This window comes from Colwellia sp. M166, from assembly GCF_024585285.1.
In the GTDB taxonomy this organism is placed as follows: Bacteria; Pseudomonadota; Gammaproteobacteria; order Enterobacterales; family Alteromonadaceae; genus Cognaticolwellia.
Genome location: NZ_CP040755.1, coordinates 2,129,757 through 2,152,070, shown reverse-complemented (window position 1 = coordinate 2,152,070; position 22,314 = coordinate 2,129,757). Strand labels below are relative to the sequence as shown.

The following is a 22,314-nucleotide window of genomic DNA, read 5'->3' as shown; positions in this document are numbered from 1 at the left end:
TTGTTGTACTTTTTATTGTGTTGCATTTATATATTTATTGCAGATCCTAGCATTGAAAAAGATGTACTTTCGTTGTGAAGATGCCTAAAGTAAAGGCTAGAATATCATTTATCTCAATATCCTATAAGCAAACACTCGGCTATGAAATTATTCCTTATTGTACTTACTTTACTACTTATCTCATTGACAAAACCGTTAATAGCTCAATCATTTGACACCGAAATGATCAGTGCTGAGCTTTATACTAACACCATACAGAGAACGGGTAAGTTAGATTATAAAAGGACATTAAGCTTGTCATTTAAAAGTGCGGGCTACTTAGCACTCCTTAGCGTCGATGAGGGAGAGGCCTTCGATCAAGGGCAATTGCTCGCTGCACTTGATGTTACGGAATTAAAAGAAAATAAAAACTCATATTATGCGCAATTAACGCAAGCCAAAAGAGATGTAAAGCGAATTAGTGGTTTATTAGATGAAAAATTGGCCTCTGAACGTGATATGGATACGGCAATTACACAGGTCGAAACTATTCGCGCGGCTTATCAAGTGGCTTATTATAATTTAGAAAAAGCACAAATTTATGCACCTTTTTCCGGTGTTGTGCTAGCTCGCAATACTGAGTTGGGTGAATTACAAAGTCCTGGCCAAGAAGCTTTGAAAGTTGCCAAGCTCGACTGGGTGGTCAAAGTTGCCTTAACAGGGCAAGAGATTAGTCAAGTCTATTTAGGGCAAAACGTAAGGGTGTCGATAAGCCATATGGGTATTGTTGATGGTACTGTCAGTAAAATTCCTGCGCTTGCCAATAGTGGGGATAATTTATTTACTATTGAAGTCTTATTGCCGGAAATGAACATCACTAGTGCAATGATAGCAGGGCAACTTGCAGGTGTTAGTATTGCATTTGAAAGTGATAAGTTTGTTTATCGACTGCCCATAGCTGCGCTAGTTGCGGTTGATGATGATGGTAAAGCCATTGTTATTGCTCAATCTCCAGAAAGCTCTGATTTTAAGCAATATCGTTTTTCTGTGCTTCAACTGGACAATGATTATGTTTACTTGCAAGCTAATCGCAATGATGAGGCTTTAAAAGTCGTTACTAAAGGTTGGCAAAATTATTCTTTGGCTAGGCCATAGTCATTATGTTTCTTCCTCGTATGGCAATTAATAATGCTCAGTTTACCTTTACTGTTGTTCTTCTTTTGGTGCTCGTGGGCATTGTGTCATACTTTCACATGCCTCGTTCTGAAGATCCACAATTTGATATTCCAATCACTTTACTGGAAATTGTCTACCCAGGTGCATCACCGACAGATATTGAAACTTTAGTTGTTGATCCGCTTGAAGAAGAGTTTGCCGATATCGAAGGCATCAAAAAAATTGAGTCACAAATTAAGAATGGTGGTGCTCGGATTGAAGTAACATTTTTATATGGTAGCGATCCCAATACTGCCTATAACGAAGTGAAACAAGCCGTATCAACGGTAAAACCAACACTACCAGCAGGTGTTCAAGATGTTTTAGTGTTAAAGGCTACGCCAACCAGTGTCGCTATTATTCAGCTAGCGCTTTGGAGCGACTCGACTGATTATAAAAAAATGGAATTTCATGCCAAACAACTTGAGAAACGTTTAGAAGCTATTGAGACGGTGAAAAAAGCTGATATTTGGGGCTATCCTACTCAAGTCGTTGCAGTCGATTTAAACCTAGCTATGTTGAAGCATTATGGTATCAGTGTAGCAACTATTAATAACTTGCTGCAAAAGCGAGCTATAAACATTACTCCTGGTTTTGTTGATGCAAACACGCGCCGGTTTAATGTTAAAACCAGTGGTAATTTTCAACATATTGATGAACTTAATGATACGGTGGTTTTTGCTAATGCCAATGCTGTTATTCGTTTGAAAGATATTGCACGGGTTGAGTTTTCCAGTCGTGAAGCTAGTTATTTGGCTTATTATGATGGTAAACCAGTAATATTTTTAACCGCTGAACAGCGAAAGCATACTAATATATTTGCCCTCACTGAGGCTATTGAGCAAGAGATTGCTGCATTCAAGCAGACTTTGCCCGATACGATCAAAATAGCCACGCTTTTTAAACAGTCTGATGGTGTTGAAAGTCGGGTGAATGGTTTTTTTGATAATTTATGGCAAGGTCTGATACTAGTCGGGTTAATGTCATTAGTATTTTTAGGGCTACGAGAAGCGATTGTCATCATTATCGCTATCCCATTATCCTTTTTAATTGCTATTGGTTGGCTTGATTTTTCTGGCTTTGGTTTGCAACAAATGTCTATTGTTGGTTTAATTATTGCGTTGGGCTTATTGGTTGATAATGCCATTGTAGTAACCGAGAGCATTCACCGAGAAAAGCACAAAACCAGTAACTTGGCAGGTGCTTCAGCATTAGGAGCCAGCAAAGTCGGTTGGGCAATTACTAGCGGCACAGTAACCACTATGTTGGCTTTTTTACCTATGCTGATGTTGGCCAGCGATACCGGGGATTTTGTTCGTTCTATGCCGGTAACGGTTGTGTTAGTGCTCTTGGCATCTTTACTGATTGCATTAACGCTGACACCATTACTTGCAAGTAAATTTTTTAGTCGAAAAGAGAGTAAAGTTAAAACCTTACAATTTTATGTTAATAGTTTTGCTGAACGATACTATGTTGCCTGGTTAAGTCGTTTAATGAGAGCTAAGTTACTTATGCTAGTAAGTGCTTTTATTGCTTTATTTGCTATGGCATCACTTTTTGGCCAAGTCGGTGTTAGTTTATTTCCTAAAGCCGAGAAATCAATGTTACTGATCGATGTTGAAACCCCAGCTAATTCTTCATTGGATTACACTAATGAAGTCATGCATTCGATGACTGATTTTATTGAAACTCAACCTTTTGTGGAAAAAATCGCCCTTAACGTTGGTAATTCTAACCCTCGTATTTACTACAATGAAATACCTAAACGTGGGGTTGCAAGCTATGGTCAGCTGCTGTTGGTATTAAAAGCTTATAATGAAAAAGAAGTTAATAGGTTGGTAGCTGCATTGCGAACAGAGTTCTCAGCGTGGCATCAAGCAAAGATTACCGTTAAAGAGTTTACGCAAGGCCCGGTTACCGATCAGCCAATTACCGTTCGATTAATTAGTGAGTCATTATCAGATCTTGAGCGTGTTGCTGCAGATTTAGCAGCTAAAATAGCGGCAATACCGGGAGCTATTAATTTAGATAGCCCAATCGGGATTGCAAATACCGAATTAGCGTTAGCGATAGACTATGATAAAGCCGCACTTTCAGGGATCGACATCAACCAGCTAGATAGCAGTATTCAAACCGCGCTTTCAGGAACCTTTATTGGTCAATTTAATGATAGTAATGGTGAAAATTATCCGATTCTAGTCCGCCGCCCAAAAAGTGATTTGGCTGGACTCTCTGATATAACGATTGTTAATCAACAAGGTGAAAATGTCCCAATCGGGCAATTTGTAGAAATAAAGCTGCAGAAAGGGCGAACAGATTTTTTTCATTATCAAAAATTGCGTATGGCTCGGGTATCTGCTGATGCGGCTAAAGAGTATTCTGTTCAGCAAATAACCACTGAGGTTGTTAGCTATCTTGACAATTATCAATTACCTGCAAGTATGTACTACCTTTTAGGTGGTGAAGAGGAGTCTCGGCAAGAATCTTTTGCTGGTTTGTCGCAAATTATGCTGATCACCGCTATTGGTATCTTCGCTATTTTGGTTTTACAATTCAAATCATTTCTTCAGCCGCTAGTTATCTTCACCTCCATTCCATTTGCTATGACTGGTGCTGTGCTAGGCTTGTATATAACCGGCTTGTCATTTTCTATGATGGCATTTATAGGTTTAATTAGTTTGTTCGGTATTGTGGTCAATAACGCCATTATTCTCGTCGATACCACCAATAAAAACTTGGCTGAGAATATGGCTAAGAAACCGGCAATATTGTTAGCCAGTTCAACCCGTTTTACACCAATATTATTAACAACAATAACCACTATAGGTGGTTTATTACCATTAACTCTCTTCGGTGGTAGTTTATGGCAACCATTAGGCGTGGTGATTATTTCAGGTTTATGTGTCTCTGCCATCGCTAGCTTTATTATCGTGCCAATATTGACCGAGTTATTTACTAAAACTACAGGTAGCGAATTATAGATTATGGATTTTATTGGTTTAATTGGTTTTTCTTTAGCAAGTGCAGCATATGCTTTATTTTCCCTGTTGATTATAGCGGCTCGCAATAACAGCTTACTAGCGCGCTGGGTGTTATTTTGCACTTTAATAACGCTGGGCAGTAACTTAGTCTCTGCACTACAGATCAAGCTGGGCTTTAGCTTGCAGTGGACGATGCTCTCGGATGGTATTGAGCTTGCCTGTTGGTCTTTGTTAATTATATTATTTAATACTGAGCATCGTAACTTAAGATCGTTGGTGAGTAATTACTATGTTCGACAATATCTTGCTGTTTGGTCACTGTTAATGTCTGGGTGCTGGCTGGCAAGTTACTGGTTAGATTATGCTTATGAATATATATTTTTACTCTTTATTGTGCTCAATCTTTGGATGTTAGTGCTCTTAGAGCAATTATATCGCAATGCAAATTTACAAGTACGCTGGGCTATTTGGCCATTAGTTATTGCCTTAGCCAGTGTCACCATTTTTGATTTTGTACTCTATGCGCAAGCGACTATGGTGGGCAATATTGATTTTGATTTTTGGTATAGCCGTGGTTATTTGGCATTATTTGTTGCACCATTAATACTGATTAGTACACGGCGAGTAAAAAATGGTGAAGTACGTATTTTTGTTTCCCGTAATGTGGTGTTTTATAGCTCCATGTTGATGATCGCCGGCAGCTATTTATTACTGATGGCTTTCGCGGGTTATGTGATTAATTATATCGGCGGCGAGTGGGGCAGTTTAGTTAGTATTGGTTTTCTAATGCTCAGTAGCATTGTATTAATTGCCCTTTTGATTACTGAGTCTTTACGTCGAAAAGTTAAAGTTTTCATTGCTAAAAACTTTTTTGCGAACAAATATGAATATCGAGATGAATGGCTAAATCTTATTGAAAAAATTGAAACATCAAGTGGTGAGAGCCATTATCAAATGGCAACACATATTATGATGTCAAAAGTTGATGCTTTAAAAGGCGCTATAATAAAAAAAGTCTCGAATCAGCATTATCAAGTGCAATATAGCGATGGACTTGATATTGATGAGGATGTTGAAGAGCATTTATTAGAGGTTGGCAGGTTTTGTCAACAGCAAGGTTGGATTATTGATGTTAATGAATACGAAGATGCGCCTCTTATATATCCTAACTTATTATTAGATATAGCTTTATGTCGAAGTAAAAATATTCAAATCATTGTTCCTATTTTTATTGGTAAAGCCTTTTATGGTTTATTTTTATTGGCTGATGCGAACAAAATTAGGCAACTTAATTGGGAAGATAGAGATCTATTATTTGCCGTATCTAAACAGTTAGGTAATTTCATTTCTTTGTATGAAGCCACTGATAAGCTGAGTGAGTCAAAGCAGTTTGATGCCTTTAATCGTATGTCAGCATTTCTGGTCCATGATCTAAAAAATGTCCAAGCACAATTAGCACTTATTACGGCTAATGCAGAAAAGCACCGAAATAACCCAGCATTTATTGATGATGTTTTTGAAACGGTAGAGTCGGCAACGCAACGCTTAGAAAAAGTCTTATCGCAACTGAGAAAAAAACAAGTTGAGCAGTCTTCACATAGCCAAGTCAATTTAGCAACAATCGTTACAAAAGTAGTATCGCAGTGTAATATAAGGCTACCCAAGGTTGAAGTTACACAACAGGATCTTTGTGAAACTTTTATTGATAGTGAGTCGTTCCAGTCGGTGATACAGCATTTGATACAGAATGCGCAAGAAGCAACAGCCAGCGATGGTTGGGTAAAAGTGTCACTAATTAAGAAGAAACGCATAATTAGAATTATCATTGAAGATAATGGCTGTGGTATGAGTGAAGAGTTTATTAATTCGCGCTTATTTCGACCTTTTGATACCACCAAAGGTAATGCGGGTATGGGCATTGGTGTCTTCGAAGCCAAACAATTCTTCGAAAGTATGGCCGGTATTATTAAAGTGGAGAGTAGACCTAAACAAGGTACAATTTTTACTATTGATTTACCATTAAGATTAACTGGCTCCATAAGTAGTCAAGATTTACTATAAGGATTTTATTAAAATGGAAAAGTTGCTAATCGTAGATGATGATAAAGGTATCCAGAAACAATTGAAATGGAGCTTATCGGACTACGACGTTGTACTAGCAGATGATCGCCAGAGTGCTATTGCAGCAGTGCGGCGCCATGAACCAAAAGTTATCACTTTAGATTTGGGCTTACCGCCTGATGAAGCCAATGCTTCAGAAGGCTTAGCGGCTCTACAAGAAATTTTAACTATTGCTCCACACAGTAAAGTTATCGTTATTACCGGTAATGACGATCGAACGAATGCCCTAGCCGCTATTGCTGCTGGCGCATATGATTTCTATCAAAAGCCGGTGGACACTGAAGTGATCAATGTCATTGTTGCTCGAGCGTTTAGTGTTGCGGCAATTGAAGACGAAAATCGTAAAATGCGTGCTGTTGCAGGTAGCGATATTGGTATTATTGGTAACAGCGAAAGTATTGACCGCTTACGTATGATGGTGAAGCGTATTGCACCAACAGCAATAACGGCTTTACTGTTAGGAGAGAGTGGCACAGGCAAAGAAGTGACCGCGAATGCGGTACATTTAGCCAGCGATCGTAAAAATAAACCGTTTATTGCCATCAATTGTGCGTCTATTCCTGAAACATTATTGGAAAGTGAATTATTTGGCTTTGAGAAAGGTGCTTTTACCGGTGCACATCGTACGACCAAAGGCAAAATAGAATGTGCAGAAGGCGGAACGTTATTTCTTGATGAAATAGGAGATATGCCATATAGCCTACAAGCTAAATTACTACGCTTTTTACAGGAAAAGTGTATCGAACGCCTTGGTGGTCGCCAAGAAATTGCTGTTGATGTAAGGGTTGTTTGCGCAACCAATCAAAACCTTGAGCAAATGGTTGCAGATAAAACCTTTCGAGAAGACTTATTTTATCGGGTCAGTGAAATTACCTTAAATATTCCACCGTTACGAGATAGAGATGAGGACGTTATCATCCTTGCACAGTATTTTCTTCAACATTACGCTAAAGAGTATAAGCGTAACGTTAAAAGTTTCTCTGTGGATGCCTTAAGCGCTATAAAAGGCCATAAATGGCCAGGTAATATTCGTGAATTGCAGAATAAAGTCAAAAGCTCGGTAATTATGACGACGGGGACACAGGTTACTGCAATAGATTTAGGCTTTTTTGATCAGCAAGATGCTAGCTTTGAATTATCACTTAATTTAAGGGTTGTGCGTGAACAAGCTGAATCAATCGCTATTCAAAAAGCTTATGCTTTAGCTGATGGCAATATGTCTAAAACGTCAGAGCTGTTAGGTGTTACTCGTCCGACCCTGTATTCTCTGATTGAGAAATATGAGCTAGCGATTAATGATTAGTTGTAAGCGCTTTTTAAATTAAATCCTGAAGCATAAAAGCCGCTTAACGCGGCTTTTATATCAATATGTATTTATCATGCTCGGGTATGAGTAATTATTCTTCTTTTGTTGTCTCGGTAGCGTCAGTATCAGTATAAATACGGCTCTTATGTTTGAGCATTTTATCGACATAGCGGGCCATTTTGATTTTTTGTTTGATGTTACTTTCTAAAATATCTTCGACTTCTCGCAATATTTCTTTAATGTTTTCAACTTTTTCTGCAGAATTGACTACTACTTGATGAGGTTCGTTACTGGCGAGATCAGTGGCATTAAGTGAGCCGGTTAGCTCAACTTCCATTTCCTGTGCCACCTCATTGATCGCTTCAGCATTGATACTTTCAAGCTCCTCTAGAAAGCCAAATAAAAGTAACCTATCGACAAAAATATTGATTTTACGTGGTACACCAAGTGTCTTATCATGAATAAGGTCAAATGCGGCATCTGAAAATAGCGCGTCCTTATTACAACCCGCTTGATGTAATCTATGATTAATATATTCTTTAACTTCTTCTTTGGACAAGGGCTTTAAGTGTGCTGAAGCGATAATACGTTGACGAAATTGCTCCATATTTGGCGCTTGAATAATGGCTTTTAATTCTTCTTGGCCAAGCAGAAAACTTTGAATTAAAGGTTTATTGTCTAACTGGAAGTTAGACAGCATGCGTAACTCTTCAACCGTTTCACTGGGTAAGTTTTGTGCTTCATCGACAATTAATAAAGCTCGCTTGCCCTGTTGATGTAATTGAATCAAAAATTTTTCAATAGCTTGTAACAGATCTGCTTTGCTATCACCGACAACAGTAATGTTAAACTCTGAGACCACTAACTCAAGTAATTCTTGTGGATTGAGTTTAGTTGTCACCAGCTGTGCTGCAACAATACTTGTGTCACCGAGATTATTTAATAAATTGCGAGCGATAGTGGTCTTTCCGGTGCCTACAGGGCCCGTCACCACAATAAAACCTTCACCTTGATCTAAACCGTACTGGAGGTATGACAGCGCTCTTTGGTGATGGCTTGAGGCAAAAAAGAACCTTGGATCTGGACTCAATTGAAACGGTCTTTCTTTAAAACCATAGTAATTTTCATACATACTGCTAAAAGCCTTTGGTAATTTTGGCGCTGATGCGACCTTCTTGGTAATTTAGTATCGAACTGTTAGAGTTTCTGTCTAAATAACTTATTGCTAAATTAACCAATAATGCGCTATTTAATGATTTTTGGTAAGCTATTTGGTAGCGTCTGTAGCGATCGATACGTTCTAACTCGGTATCAATTTGTAGGTTAGTTTCCGTATAAGATAAATCTAAACTGAGGTTTGAACGACTACTAATGTCACGCTTGAAATTTAAGCTTGCAGCACTGGTTTCATCTTTAATGCGAGTTTCGAGGTTATCTCTTTTTTGTCTATTAACATTTAAAGTAATAGTTGTGCGTGCTAGTGCTAATGTCGAGTTCCAAGTTAAGGTTTTATTAAGCGAAAAAACATTATCTTCTACTAAGATGAAATCTTGGATCGGAAAAATTTGATAGCCGGGATTATCAGGGTCACTTGGATTGTCAGGGAATATATTAGTACCGTCTTCTAGAATACAATCTTCGGTTGAGCTAATACTACTACTTGGGCAGAAGTAATAGCCGATAATATTTGCTGAAAAATTATTTCGAGTTAGTGTTTGGATATCTTCGATATAACTAACCGTGTTGGTTAAACGTCTATTCCGGTGGGTAAAGTTAAGACCATAGCTATCACCATAAAAACGTTCAGAAAAGCTAGCCTCTAAACGGGTACGAGATGATGGCTGCCATGTTATCTCGGCATTAATATATTCTTTTTGTGCATTACCGTCTAAATCTAACTTATTACCAATCGGCTTGTTATATGAAGTATCTAGATAAAGTCTGGGTGAAATTAACCAACGAAGGCCTAAACCGTATGAACTTGATTCAATAGTACGATTGGGATTAGTTATATTACCACTATTGTCTTCATTATAGTAACGAATGAAAGGGTTAATTTTATAGTCGGTAATCAAGCCAAACTTAGCTTCACTTTCGCTCAGTTTGCCCTCTTGACTATTGTTTTTAAGTTCTTGATAGCTATGTTCTAAGTCCCAAAAAAAATCTCGGGCGCCTTTGCCATTAGTGCTGTTTATATTAGCGATTACACCTTCACTATCACCAATATCATCTTCTGATTTTGTTTGGTTATAGCCCAGAGCTGAATTTACAATAAAGACACTATTGTTGATATTATACTCAATGCCTCCTCTGTAGGTTCCTACCTGTACCGTGTCTGCTGATACTATGTCAGCTAAAGCATTTTTACTGCCATTTCTTGACTGATTACTGATATCAGCAGAGCCGATTAATATAATACCGTTAGGCCAAAGCTGTAACCTAAAGTCACTGGCAATGGTGTGGAAGTCATCATCAAGGTCATGGTTATGGCTATATGTCGCATAGGTACTTTTTGATGAAAAATTAAATATAGCATTACGCGCTTTATACGTAGAGTCTATATTGATACCTGCTTGATTGACAAAACTAGACTTTTCGTTATTGGTAACTAAGCCAACATTATTTGTATAAGTTTCATCGATTAAAATGCTTGGTTCAAATTGCCATTCACCAGCAAAGGCAATATTGGAACAAACTAATGAGAGGAAAATCGCACTAAATTTAGTCTTTTGCGCCATATCCGTAACCGTAATAGCCATACAAGTCCTTATGAGATCTGATTGCTTTATTGAGTACTAGCCCTAGTGCCATATCTTCATTGAGATGTTCTGTCGCAAACTTTATGTCAGCGATAGAGGTCTTTGATTCTTCAACAACAATTATTGCTTGTCCCATTAAGTTAGCTAATACCAATGTTTCAGTAACACCAATCAATGGTGGGCAATCAAAAATAACAATACGATCGGGATAACGAGTGGCTAATTCATTCGCTAATGTCGCCATTTTCTCACTGGCTAATAACTCGTTTGATAGATGATGGGGCTTGCCAGCAGGGATGAGTTTAAGTTTATCGATATCGGTATTGTAAAGTATGTCACTAACCTGTTTCGATTTACCAAGCAAATAGTCGATAATCCCGGGTTGCTCTTCAATACCTAACTCGCGAATTACACTAGGTCGTAAAACATCAGCATCGACTAATAGCACGGTTTTATCTTGCTCTAAGGCAATACTTAAAGCTAAATTGATAGCAACAAAGGTTTTCCCTTCGTTCGGTTTAGCGCTACTCACCATAATCAAGTTACTATGTTCAAGAGTTTTAGAGGCGTTACCAAAAGCGTTATTTAATAGTTTGCGCTTAATCTGACGAAATTCATCCTTGATACTCTTTCGTGTACCATTATCAATTAAATAACCACGCTCGGCTAAGCCAGTTTTATCAAGTGATAAGACTGCTTTTTGATCTACTTTTATTGCTGTTTCATTGTTGCTTAACTCCTGAATTTCAGGTTCAACTAAAGGTGAACATTCAGTCGCTTTTTGTTGTTTGGCTAGCGCTTTTTCTATGATACTCATAATTTATAAAATTCCTCTGAACGGCGCTAATATGATATTAGGGGCTATGGCATAAAGTATGAAAAACGCTAGCATTATTAGTAAAACACTATTAGAAATTATAAATATTAATGTTTTCTTTTTGTGCCATTTTTGCAAGCCAAGGTTTTCAGACGCTGAAACAATTCCAAATACAGGAATACCGGTTTCTTTGGAAACTTGCATGCTAGAAGTAACCACAGGGTTAATTTGGCTAAATAGCAGTGATAAACCAACACCGACACCAAAAGCAAAGATTGTTGAGCCAATTAAAAATAGAATACGTTTTGGGCCAGCAGGCTCAGTAGCTGCTCTTGGGGGATCAATAACCCTGAATTGAATCGGATTAGTCGTTTCATCGGCTTGTTGAGCTAATTGTGCCGTTTCCTTACGATTAAGTAACTCCTCATATTTATCTTTAGTAATTTCATAGCCACGATTAAGTGAAGTCAATTCAGCTTCAATTTCTGGCAGAATATGTATTTTACTTTCAAGATCTTTAACTTGCTGGCGATAGTCGCTTGCTCGTACTTTGGTTGATGCAATTTGGTTTTCTAATTGATTTACTTGAATTTGTAATTGTTGAATAACAGGGTTCTGACTCGTAGATAGTTTACTGTTGCTACCATCTTTAGTTGCATTTAAATATTCTTCAATTTCCTTACTTCGCTGTTGCGTTAGGTGCTCTAGTCTGCGCTTAACTTCTTTTACGTCAGGGTGCATTTCGGTGTAACGTAACTGTAGTGAATCTAAAGAAGTTTCTAACTCTGAAATACGATCATCATAAGTGGTTTGAATACTATTAGAATTCATGATTTTATTTTGTGAATTAGTTGTATCAGCAGGGGATGTACTCAATTGCGCTTTTGCAGATTTTAATTGGGTTTCTTGTTCCAATAAATTCAACTCTACTATTTTTAATTGTTCTTTTACTATATTGAGTTTTTGATAATAGCCACCATACTGACCAGGTAATACACCACTATACTTTTGCTTAAAGCTAGTTAGTCGAGATTCAGCAGCTAATAGTCTATTTTCATATTCTTTAATTTGAGTGTCTAAGAACTTCTGCGCAGAATTTGAGTCGCTGCGATTTTCGCCTAAGGTATTTTCAATAAATACTGTTAAGGCAGAATTAACAACATTTTTGGCCATTTCAGGATCTTTGTTTTTATAGGTGATGGTAAAGATGTTCTCATTTCGTCCACCCGTTTTTCTAATAATAATATCCGTTTTTAAGTCTTCGATTAATTCTTCATAAGCTTTAGGCGTATTAGCTTGTACATCTAAGTCTGTCATACGAGTAATGCGTTCAAGGTTTGGGCGACTTAACAATGTCTTAATCATTAAGCGAATTTGCACCTCGGGATCAGTTTTGACCGTCAAACCTTTCAATAGCGGCCCTAAAATCGACTGTGTGTCAGCGTAGATTCTAGCTTCAGATTCATAAACATTATCAAGCTGTGAAATAACCAGCCAAGCTAATGGACATATTAACCAAGTTGAAATAATGATAAATCGACGTTTAAGCCAAATACCTTTAAGGTAATCTACAATTTGCTCTATAATTTCTTGCATTCCCGACCTCTAAAACAGGGTAAATAACTCTATTGCGCTTAAAACCATGTCTCAGGTATTACAATAATATCACCAGGTAATACATCAACGTTTGCTGATATCTCACCATTTTTAATTAAATCTTCTATAAAAATATCGTATTGTTTTTGTTTACCATTTTCTACTCGCACCAATACCGCCCCGTTGCCATTGGCAAATTCTGTTAAACCACCAACGCGGATCATTACGTCTAATAATGTCATATGCTGAATATAATTAACGGCTTGAGGTTCAGTTGCTTCACCAATAACACGTATTTGCTCACTGAATGGTCCAACAAAATCATTTACGGTGACTGTCACAACAGGATCTCGTAAATAGGTGGCGAGAATTTGTTCAATTGAACGAGCCAATTCTGTGGGTGTTTTTCCTGATACTGGAATATCTTCGACCAGTGATGTAGTGATCATACCGTCAGGTCTAACTATAAATGTGCCGGAAACTTCAGGGTTGCGCCAAACAAAAATATTAACAACATCACCAGCACCGATAAGGTATTTGTATGAATCAACGTCAGTGGTGGTAGATTGATGAATTTTTGCCGGTGGCAGTGTGGCTGAACTACACCCAGCTACTATGTAAGCCAGTGTAAGAAATAGAAGCGCTTTTAATGTATTAGTCATGCTTTTTTCCATGGTATTAACCTTTTTATTTACAACTGTTTTTATATGTAAGCTTACCGATTGTATTTGATTTTTACATTTGATGCACATTATAAATTTTTGTAAATAATGTGTCATCGCTGTATTTTAAATATGCGATGTTTACATTTACCTAGTAATCAATTCTAATATACAACTTAAACAACTTAAAAAGTAAAAGTGTCTAATGCTGGTTTATTTTTCTCACTAGAAAGGAACTTTCTAACCATATGTCTAGCCCTAATTTCCGTGATTTATCTGCGGGTAGCAAATCTTTAGTCTTAATTGAGTTTGTCTGCTTTGCAAGTGCCCTATTGTTGAGCTTATATCTCAATAACTTATTAAATTTTGTTACTTTTGATATCGAAAGCATTGCCCTTAATATTTTATTTATTCATGCCATAGTTTTTGCTCTAGTCGTGCAATTGTCCTCGCTAGCAATGGGGCTTTATAACTCAAAATTAAGAGAAAACTTTAGAGGTGTGGTGAGACGATTATTAGTTTCTGTTGCAATAGGCTTCTTTATTGTTTCCTTAATTAATCCATTTTACGGTTCGGGTTCACTTGCCATTGAACTACTTGCTACATCATCTTTAATTAGCCTGATTATCGCTAGTGGAGTAAGGTACTTAACGCTTCAAATTGATTTTTTTGGCTTCAACAAACGTAATGTTCTTGTGCTAGGTGCTGGCGAACGGGCATCAATCATTGAAAAACGTATGCGTCGTGATGTCGATCGTCAAGGCTTCTTTATGCACGGTTTCGTTATCATGAATGGTGATACTGAAAACGGTATTGTCAATGAAAATAGAATCACTTTAACCACCTCGTTAGTAAATTACGCTCTAGAGCATCAAATTGATGAAATCGTTGTTGCCAATGATGAACGACGCGAAAACCTACCTGTTGATGAACTCTTTGCTTGTAAGATAAGAGGAGTCGAAGTTACTGAAATTCTAGATTTTATAGAGCGTGAGACCGGCCAAATAGCGGTCAATCTAATTTATCCTAGCTGGGTGATTTATTCTAATGGCTTTGCGTCGGCTAATCACCTTCGCAATACATTGGATTGGGTTTTTAACGCCACTATGGGGTTCTTTTTATTCTTAGTTACTTGGCCGGTAATGCTAATTACAGCTTTACTTATTAAGCTTGATGAGGGCTTTAAAGCGCCAATATTCTACTCCCAAGAGCGTGTCGGTTTAGATGGCCAAGCATTTAGTATTGTTAAATTTAGAAGTATGCGTATCGATGCTGAAAAAAATGGTGCGCAGATGGCATCAGAAAATGACGATAGAACCACGAAAATTGGTAAATTTATACGTAAATATCGTATTGATGAATTGCCACAGATTTATAATGTTATGCGTGGTGACATGGGCTTTGTAGGGCCACGTCCTGAGCGACCTGAATTTGTTCAACAGTTAATTAAAAATATTCCTTATTATAATGAACGCCATAATGTGAAGCCAGGCTTAACTGGTTGGGCACAATTGAAATACCCTTATGGTGCTACTGAAGAAGATTCATTAGAAAAGCTAAAATACGACCTATACTATATTAAGCACCGTAGTTTTTTGCTCGATCTCTTGATATTAATTCGTACTGTAGAAATTGTACTTTTTGGTAAAGGCAGATAATAGTTCTCGAGCACTTTTTATTTAAATAGAAGAAGGCTGATAAACATGGCTATATATCCAATTTTTTGCTCATTTTTTTTAGGTATTATAGCGCTTACCGCTTGTGGTGGTTCGAGTAAAGCTGAATCAAATAATAGTAACCTAGCGCCTATCAAGGTTGCTATACCTGGGCCGAGATTACCAATAGCAAAGTCGGATATTATGGTTGAAAGCACGTTCCCGAACGACGAACAAAAAAATGTTGATATAGATAAATCAATCGTTATTAATTTTTCTAAAAACGTACTTGCACAAGATATAGCTATTGTTGTGAATAGCGCCACATCTAAAGAGCCTATCGATGGAGAACTTAGCATTTTAGGTGATAAAGTGTCTTTTCTTCCAAAAGAACATTTCAGATATGATAGTGAATACATCGTCAGCATATCAGCGGCTGTGACAGCATCATTATCGGTAGAAAATCATAACTTTTCGTTTAAAACCATTGCAGCCCAGCCTAGTACTAGTTTTCACCCATCATTAGTCCAACAGGGTACAACTGACTTTTTACTTATTCCTATCGAAAGTACTGTGCCTGAAGTGTTAACGAAAATTTCATTTGGTATTCCTTTTCCAAAAGATTTTTTAACCAACATCGAACAATTTAGAATTATTGATGATCAAGGTAATGAACTCGCTATTTTTGCCAAAGAAATATTACCATGGCGTACTCACAACCAAGAAGACGAAAGCATTCGCTCTGCGATAGTACAAACCGAAGTTCTATTTGAGAAAGATAAATACGGTAAGCCAATCTCTAAAAAATTAACATTAGAATGGGGTACACCTAGACAATTTATCAGCGAGACATTAGTGCCGGTTAAAGACATTTGGGTATTGGTAAATGATTCACATTATACGATGCAAGATAATGTATTTGAACCAAATGTTTATGCTGTATTTTCAGCGCAATGGTACGGGGATAGTGTTATAAAAACACGCACACTTCCGATGGGAACGCATGAAGATTTTTCGGCATATGATACTGCATTTGAACTGTTTGGAAATACCGCCATAAACTATGTTGATCCCAGAGTTATCGATGACAACTTAATTCCCCATCGTTCTAGTTATGCTGCTTGGCTATTCGATAGAGCGACTACCATCTACCAACTTGCTTTTAAAACAGGTGAATTTAAATTTTTAAGGGCAGGACATCGTGCGGTTCAATTCTACTTAAACCATATTAATGAAAGAGGTTTTTTTGGATTAAAACAATACGATGATATGAAATATAGTTATGGTGAAAGTTTAGTTACAAACTTTATCCTAACTGGTGACAGTAAAATACCTAATATTATTACCGCTATGGTACCCGCCTGGGACAGCTTTAATAGTGACTATAACGTAACAACAAATTTTTGGACTGAGCGTCATGCTGCTTTTCAGCTCAAAGGGTACACATCGGCATATGAGTTAACAGGCGATCTTAGTTTTAAGGAAAAAGCGTACAGCACATTTAATAATCTGTTGAAAATGCAAAATACACCAGAACCAGGTGTTCCTTTAACTGGTGGGCTAATGCATACCTCGGAATCTCATGGTGAAGGGGGCGATCAATTTATTGCTAGTCCTTGGATGTCAGCTATATTAGTTGATGCTGTTGAGCGTTTTTATATTCAGTTTCAGGAGCCTGAAGCGATTGGTTTCATTTTAAAGCTGGCAGATTTTTTTAAACAAGAGGGTATTGCTTTATATGAATGGAAAGGCTACCACGGAAAAGATAGCTTTTATGTCCCCTATTATCTTGCGGGTAGCAATTTGACCTTACAGCAGCGTGGAGGAGACGGAGGAAGTGATCTAGAGCATGGTCTTGATGTATCAAAGATATTTTCACTAGCTTATTATTTTAGCTGTTTAAACGACTCATGTGACGCAAGTTATTTAGCTCCAATTAGCAAGCTGTATAAAACCGCAACAGTGTATACACTACCTTATTGGATGAGAACTGCGGCACCTAAAATTGGCAAGGCAAGTTATCGTTTAGCGCCTCCACGTAAATTTAATTGGTGGTTTAATACAACCAGTAATATGGACTTTCTGCTGTTTAATACCTCCTTAACTAATACGACACCCAACTTGAATATTGAAAACTTAGTTGAATGGCCAGAGTTTTATTATCCAGGTCAAGAGTTTGAAGTCAGGCTGAAAGTAAAAAATATAGATGCTATCGCTGCTAAAAATATCGTTGTCGATAATAAAATATTAAAGTCTAGCGTAACTGAATTGTTAACTATTAGTGATATTAGTGATGGTGGCATACTAAACCCTGAAGGTGTTGCATGGTATATACCTGAGTTAGCAGGTGGTGCTGAATCGATTGAGATGTCATTTAAGGTCACCGTTGGACAGTTTCCAACCATACAGTCAAGTACTCGACCCTTAGCAAAGATTATATCGCGGACTCATCTCAGATATTGTCACTATTTAGATAGCGCCGATGCTTGTAATTCATGGGTAAATTATTGGACTCAAGGTAGTCAAACGATAGAATCTCTTGTGCAATGGTCATCGATAGCTGCAACGCCTCCAGATACACCACCTACAATCAATATTATTACGCCGTTAGATAACGATACAGTTACTGGAATGACTACTATATTAGCGGAAGTTAGCGATGAAGACGATATTGCAAAAGTCGACTTTCTTCTACAGGGCGAGTTAATTAGTTCGCTTACCGCGGCGCCGTTTGAGCATATATTTAACAGTGACGTTTTATCTGGTGAACCTCATACCTTAACGGTGAAAGCATGGGATAGCTTCGGCAGTTTAGCTGTAAAATCACTAACCTTAACTCCCGGAACTCCTGATATTAAAAAGCCTGAAGTCAGTATTCTAAGTCCAACATCTAATCAAGAGTATTGTGGTGCCACTACTATTGATTATATAGCACGAGATAATTTTTCTATTCAATCATGTGAGCTGTTATTAGCAGGCGCTAATGTTGTATTACCCAATTGTGGTCAATATACACTCTTTCCTGCGATAGCTTTATTTTCATCTAAAGCTCACCTAGCTTTAGATGAGCTTGAGTCGTCAGTGAGCAGTCAAGATGGCATTAACTTATTGGGAACTCCACATAATATAACCTCTGAACAAGGGGTTAATGAGTTAGCATATCGTTTTAATGGCGAGGATTCCAATATTAGCTTTAGCCGCACATCGCTCAATATAGATAATGATATAACTGTGTCATTTTGGATGAAACCCTCAAGAGATGAAGGTGTCATTGTTTCACAAGATTGGAATTATATCGGGCCAGAACATGGTTGGGCTATCTCGCTAGGTGCTAATAAACATGAAAGCAATAATGCTTTATCACTTACTTGGTCCTCTGGCGACTATAAAAATAATGCCAATAACAATAATGTTGTGCAAACTGCCGCTAATGTGGTGTCACTTGATGTTTGGCAAAATGTCGTTATAAGAAAAAATGCTAACCTTGTGGATATTTTTCTTGATGGCGTATTAGTTATGTCAAAAAACATTGCCTTTTCGGAAATAGCTTGGCCATTTAATAGCGAGCGACAATTATCTATAGGTAAAGGTATGAAGCACCCAGATATGTATAATCGTTATTTCGCAGGTGCTTTAGATGACTTAGCTATTTGGAATAGCGCTTTAACAAATGTTCAGATAGAGCAATTATATCGTCAAGATAATACTGAAAGCGTATATAAACTCGAGGTTTTGGCTAAGGATAATGCTGGTAATGTTGGCCGTAGTAGTGTCGACTTTTCAATACGAAAATGCAGTAATTAGCCCTAAAGTGATTTAATAGCTATAACATTATTTGATATATTTACATATCCTTTGCTTTATCTCACTTGTAGAGCATTGATTATCAATTGACAGCCTTGATATGGTAAATTGATCACGTTCAAACGTTTTATTGATACCTGGAATAAAGGTAAATGCAAATTTGTATCCTGCGTTAAGCGTTATGTCTAACGTTGTTTTATTGTAAGATTCGCTGCCCCCTACAGGGTAAGCCAATGATATAACCTCTTTTTTAATTTTCTCTTCTAGCAATGTTTTGGAATGTACAATTTCATGTAATTGCTCATCGTTTGATAAATGAGATAATATTCGATGAGAACATGTTTGTGAACCAATATCTATGCCATTTCGATTCATTTCATTTAGCATATCCCAGTCCATGAATAATTTTTCTTGCTCTAATTTAGCATCAAAGTTTCTCTTCGCTTTTGCCCTTAATATTTCCATTTTTTCATTGACTTGAGTGCTTTTGTTATCTTTGATTATTCTGAGTATTAACTGTATTTGCCTATGTTTTTCGGTAGTGGTAATATTTTTAGGGAATTCCCACGGAAGAGTTAAAAAGTCATTTAGATCGTTATTTTTTACTAACCAAGCGACTTCATCCCACCAAGGCAAAGTGTGCTGTGAAATGAAATCAGTCGCTATATAAAAAATTGCAGGGCAGTTTAGTTTTTTTAGAATTGGATAGGCAAGCGTGTAGTTATCTATATAGCCGTCATCAAAAGTAATGACTGCATATTTCTTGTCGATGGGTTTACCAGACTCTATCAACTTTAATAGTTGTTCGGAGTTTAGAACAGTAAAGTTCTTTTGGAAAAACCTAATATGTTCTTCAAATCGTGCAGCATCACAACTAAATACATTTGGATCAAAAGCGGTTTTATTCTTGTCACCAATTCGATGGTAGTTAAAGCAATAGACAGCATTAGGCCTTTTGTGCCATTTTAATTGATAAAGCCCTAATAAATTCTCTGTTTTTTGCCTTATTTTTTTCAACATTTATTTATTATCCTGCACTGCTGTTTTTATAAGTAGGTGCAGGTATTTGATAGTCTCGATAGGCGTTAGGATTGCCATTCTTTCCTGACTCTGCCGCTTTAATAATATTGAACATTTCCCTTGCTGAGACATAGTGAAGGACATAATTATCACCATCATTATACTTTTCTAATAAATATTGATTCATTTCTTCAAAAGGGTGACCAAGTAACGTATCCATATCTTGTTCTTGTGTACCATGGGTATGTATTTTAATAAAAAGCCAATCTTCTTTATTCTTCACGTGAATAGCTGTATCTACCCAAAGATCAATACGATCCTTAGTGGGTGGCATTGAACCTCTAATGTCACTATTTTCAATTTGTGGGAAAATACCTTTTTTACGATGCTTCCAATTTAAACCTAATGGCCCTGTTATTAGCATCATATCGCCCCAATTATGACCACCAACTTCTACTATCTTGCCTTTGTTATGAGATTTTGGCTGATCAGGATCGTCTTTGGCATAATAAATTTCATTAGCGTAGGCTGGTTGTGTATCACTTGGGGCAGATGGGAAAGTCAAATCTGCATAACAGCCGGTTTCTTTTAATACGATCAATTCATCATTAACACCGCACCATTTCCCGTCAGGGCGACTGTTATCTAAACACCAATTTCCGTGGATAAAAGTGTATTGCAATAACCCCGTATCTTCATTCCTAACGAAAGCGCCGTGATTAACATGCAAGGTCTCTGTGAAGCGTAATAATAACTTACGTAGATTATCACTGGTATCATTGTCATGGTGTAAATGAATTTCAATTTCACCAAAGCCAGCTGCGCATAAATTGGTTATTTTATCTAAGTGTTCTTGGCGATACTCTTCTTCGGGATAAAAAAATGAATGCTTAGGGTGGCAGCCATCAGCATCTTTAAATTGGCTTGCAACTTTTGGATAGTCTAAATGCCAACGCTCAACACGAGCACACTCTTGCTCATAAGAAATGTCTTTGCCCCACATGGGTTCATAATGATCGACAAAACAAAACATGATATGTTTTGGGCCAACGGTATGCTTGGTTTTTTTTAATTTACGCTTTAGGTAATGGCCTAACCACAAGTGCATTTGCTTTTTTCTGATGATCAGCGTTGTTAGTACAATGCCTATGAAAATAATGATGCTTATAGTGCTAAAAAGCATATTGTTATTCCTTAATGAGGTTTCGCTAAGTGGAAACTAAGCCAATAATTTGTGCGGCGTTGTGTTTCCACTGACGCTCGTTTTCTATGTAAACTCTAGCTCGTTTACCAACATGATTTTGTACTTCTATATTTGATGCAACCTCATATACACGCTTGACGCAGGCACTTTTATCATTTGCAGGAAAAAGCCAACCGGTTTCATTATCATTTACGACTTCAGTAATGGGAGAAAAGTCTGGCGCAACCACTCCTTTTTCCATCGCCATAAATTCAAATAGCTTCATAGGGGAGCCATAATCGTTTGAGTCAGGGAGGATTCCAAAATCCATCGCGGACAGATAGTGGCTTACTTCATTATGGGGAACACGACCTGTAAGAATTATTTGGCTCTCTAAATTAGCTTCAATAATCATGTTCTGAATTGGCTCTAAACTGACCCCATCCCCTACAAACAAAAGTACTAAGTTAGGATGTTCAGAAAGGTCTTTTACTATTTCTTCGATAAACCATTCTACACCATGCCACTTTGCAAAAACCCCAACATAGCCGGCCACTACTTTATCATCTATATTAAGTTTTTCTCTTAATTTTTTACCAGTGCAAGGATCTATTATGAAATTATCTAGATCCGCTGCATTTGGAGAAATAACGCTAGGGGCAATTTCACCATAGGCGTCGGTAGCAACTTGTTTGAATCGATTCGATATAAAAACTAGACCAGTCGCATTGCTAAATATCCATTTTTCAATCCATTTTGCTAATTTAATAAATGTTAATAAGCGAACTCGATGCACCAGGCAAGAGTCATTAATCTCTAAAATAATAGGGAGATTATTCTTTCTAGCCCACCAAACTGTTGCAAACATGAATAGTGAATAGCGTTCATATATCAACTCTATTTCTAAAGACTTCACTTTCTGCTTCACTCGCCAAAATGCAACAAAGTTATACATTAATTCAAAAAATTCAAATGTAAATTCAGGAACATATTTAGTGAGTTCTGTAAGTTTCGAAAAAAAACTAGTGCTTTTAATTTTTTCACCATACCCTTTAGTTGGCGACATACTCAGATTTGTATTTGATTCAGGTTCTGCTCCTGGCAATGAGAGTATGTTAACTACATGGTTCAGTTGCGTAAGACCTTTGACAACACCACGGATATGCGCTCCTTCAGCGCCCTGCCCTCGAGTTCTGTGATGAAATAATATATTCAT

Annotated in this window: 14 protein-coding genes; 6 read left to right on the top strand and 8 right to left on the bottom strand. The window is 37.3% G+C overall.

All coding sequences use genetic code 11. From position 1 onward, the window contains the following. Positions 1-141 precede the first annotated feature (141 nt). From FGD67_RS09720 to prsR, 4 genes are read left to right on the top strand one after another with little or no spacing between them, the layout of a single operon-like run. The gene (locus tag FGD67_RS09720; RefSeq protein ID WP_257174826.1) at positions 142-1,134 is read left to right on the top strand and encodes an efflux RND transporter periplasmic adaptor subunit; all 993 of its coding nucleotides are present in this window, start codon (positions 142-144) and stop codon (positions 1,132-1,134) included. A 5-nt stretch (positions 1,135-1,139) separates the two neighbouring features. Continuing rightward, the gene (locus FGD67_RS09715) at positions 1,140-4,175 is read left to right on the top strand and encodes an efflux RND transporter permease subunit (protein ID WP_257174825.1); all 3,036 of its coding nucleotides are present in this window, start codon (positions 1,140-1,142) and stop codon (positions 4,173-4,175) included. A 3-nt stretch (positions 4,176-4,178) separates the two neighbouring features. Next, positions 4,179-6,236 carry an XrtA/PEP-CTERM system histidine kinase PrsK gene (gene prsK, locus FGD67_RS09710; protein ID WP_257174824.1) on the top strand — a complete coding sequence of 686 codons (2,058 nt, stop codon included), beginning with the start codon at positions 4,179-4,181 and terminating at the stop codon, positions 6,234-6,236. 13 nt (positions 6,237-6,249) lie between these two features. Then, positions 6,250-7,599, top strand: a complete 1,350-nt coding sequence (gene prsR, locus FGD67_RS09705) for a PEP-CTERM-box response regulator transcription factor (protein WP_257174823.1) — start codon at positions 6,250-6,252, stop codon at positions 7,597-7,599. A gap of 94 nt (positions 7,600-7,693) precedes the next feature. Here prsR and FGD67_RS09700 read toward each other — a convergent pair whose 3' ends face one another. From FGD67_RS09700 to FGD67_RS09680, 5 genes are read right to left on the bottom strand one after another with little or no spacing between them, the layout of a single operon-like run. After that, entirely contained in the window at positions 7,694-8,734 is a 1,041-nt protein-coding gene (locus FGD67_RS09700; protein WP_257174822.1) for an XrtA/PEP-CTERM system-associated ATPase, read from the bottom strand. A 4-nt stretch (positions 8,735-8,738) separates the two neighbouring features. Continuing rightward, entirely contained in the window at positions 8,739-10,361 is a 1,623-nt protein-coding gene (locus FGD67_RS09695) for a TIGR03016 family PEP-CTERM system-associated outer membrane protein (RefSeq protein WP_257174821.1), read from the bottom strand. Beyond that, positions 10,324-11,178 carry an XrtA-associated tyrosine autokinase gene (locus FGD67_RS09690; RefSeq protein WP_257174820.1) on the bottom strand — a complete coding sequence of 285 codons (855 nt, stop codon included), beginning with the start codon at positions 11,176-11,178 and terminating at the stop codon, positions 10,324-10,326. Before FGD67_RS09690 ends, FGD67_RS09695 begins: the two co-directional genes overlap by 38 nt. 3 nt (positions 11,179-11,181) lie before the next feature. Continuing rightward, positions 11,182-12,774 (bottom strand): XrtA system polysaccharide chain length determinant, encoded by a 1,593-nt coding sequence (locus FGD67_RS09685; protein WP_257174819.1) that lies wholly within the window; start codon positions 12,772-12,774, stop codon positions 11,182-11,184. Positions 12,775-12,812: 38 nt separating this feature from the next. After that, positions 12,813-13,436, bottom strand: a complete 624-nt coding sequence (locus FGD67_RS09680) for an XrtA/PEP-CTERM system exopolysaccharide export protein (RefSeq protein ID WP_143323569.1) — start codon at positions 13,434-13,436, stop codon at positions 12,813-12,815. Positions 13,437-13,684: 248 nt separating this feature from the next. Here FGD67_RS09680 and FGD67_RS09675 point away from each other — a divergent pair, with 248 nt between their 5' ends. Both FGD67_RS09675 and FGD67_RS09670 read left to right on the top strand, forming a co-directional pair. Further along, positions 13,685-15,094 (top strand): TIGR03013 family XrtA/PEP-CTERM system glycosyltransferase, encoded by a 1,410-nt coding sequence (locus tag FGD67_RS09675; protein ID WP_257174818.1) that lies wholly within the window; start codon positions 13,685-13,687, stop codon positions 15,092-15,094. A 45-nt stretch (positions 15,095-15,139) separates the two neighbouring features. After that, a complete protein-coding gene (locus FGD67_RS09670; RefSeq protein ID WP_257174817.1) occupies positions 15,140-18,895 on the top strand; it encodes an Ig-like domain-containing protein in 3,756 nt (1,251 codons plus the stop codon). A 27-nt stretch (positions 18,896-18,922) separates the two neighbouring features. Here the strand turns inward: FGD67_RS09670 and FGD67_RS09665 are convergent, their stop codons facing one another. The 3 genes from FGD67_RS09665 to FGD67_RS09655 are packed head-to-tail and all read right to left on the bottom strand — an operon-like array spanning position 18,923 to position 22,314. After that, on the bottom strand, positions 18,923-19,915 hold the full coding sequence (locus FGD67_RS09665; protein ID WP_257174816.1) for a polysaccharide deacetylase family protein: 993 nt from the start codon (positions 19,913-19,915) through the stop codon (positions 18,923-18,925). A 7-nt stretch (positions 19,916-19,922) separates the two neighbouring features. Further along, entirely contained in the window at positions 19,923-21,098 is a 1,176-nt protein-coding gene (locus tag FGD67_RS09660; RefSeq protein ID WP_257174815.1) for a hypothetical protein, read from the bottom strand. 25 nt (positions 21,099-21,123) lie between these two features. Beyond that, positions 21,124-22,314, bottom strand: a complete 1,191-nt coding sequence (locus FGD67_RS09655; RefSeq protein ID WP_257174814.1) for a glycosyltransferase family 4 protein — start codon at positions 22,312-22,314, stop codon at positions 21,124-21,126.

Bases quoted from the DNA above. Each gene is read 5' to 3' on its own strand.
- FGD67_RS09720 (WP_257174826.1), top strand. From the start codon at position 142: ATGAAATTATTCCTTATTGTACTTACTTTACTACTTATCTCATTGACA.
- FGD67_RS09715 (WP_257174825.1), top strand. From the start codon at position 1,140: ATGTTTCTTCCTCGTATGGCAATTAATAATGCTCAGTTTACCTTTACT.
- prsK (WP_257174824.1), top strand. From the start codon at position 4,179: ATGGATTTTATTGGTTTAATTGGTTTTTCTTTAGCAAGTGCAGCATAT.
- prsR (WP_257174823.1), top strand. From the start codon at position 6,250: ATGGAAAAGTTGCTAATCGTAGATGATGATAAAGGTATCCAGAAACAA.
- FGD67_RS09700 (WP_257174822.1), bottom strand. From the start codon at position 8,734: ATGTATGAAAATTACTATGGTTTTAAAGAAAGACCGTTTCAATTGAGT.
- FGD67_RS09695 (WP_257174821.1), bottom strand. From the start codon at position 10,361: ATGGCTATTACGGTTACGGATATGGCGCAAAAGACTAAATTTAGTGCG.
- FGD67_RS09690 (WP_257174820.1), bottom strand. From the start codon at position 11,178: ATGAGTATCATAGAAAAAGCGCTAGCCAAACAACAAAAAGCGACTGAA.
- FGD67_RS09685 (WP_257174819.1), bottom strand. From the start codon at position 12,774: ATGCAAGAAATTATAGAGCAAATTGTAGATTACCTTAAAGGTATTTGG.
- FGD67_RS09680 (WP_143323569.1), bottom strand. From the start codon at position 13,436: ATGACTAATACATTAAAAGCGCTTCTATTTCTTACACTGGCTTACATA.
- FGD67_RS09675 (WP_257174818.1), top strand. From the start codon at position 13,685: ATGTCTAGCCCTAATTTCCGTGATTTATCTGCGGGTAGCAAATCTTTA.
- FGD67_RS09670 (WP_257174817.1), top strand. From the start codon at position 15,140: ATGGCTATATATCCAATTTTTTGCTCATTTTTTTTAGGTATTATAGCG.
- FGD67_RS09665 (WP_257174816.1), bottom strand. From the start codon at position 19,915: ATGTTGAAAAAAATAAGGCAAAAAACAGAGAATTTATTAGGGCTTTAT.
- FGD67_RS09660 (WP_257174815.1), bottom strand. From the start codon at position 21,098: ATGCTTTTTAGCACTATAAGCATCATTATTTTCATAGGCATTGTACTA.
- FGD67_RS09655 (WP_257174814.1), bottom strand. From the start codon at position 22,314: ATGAATATATTATTTCATCACAGAACTCGAGGGCAGGGCGCTGAAGGA.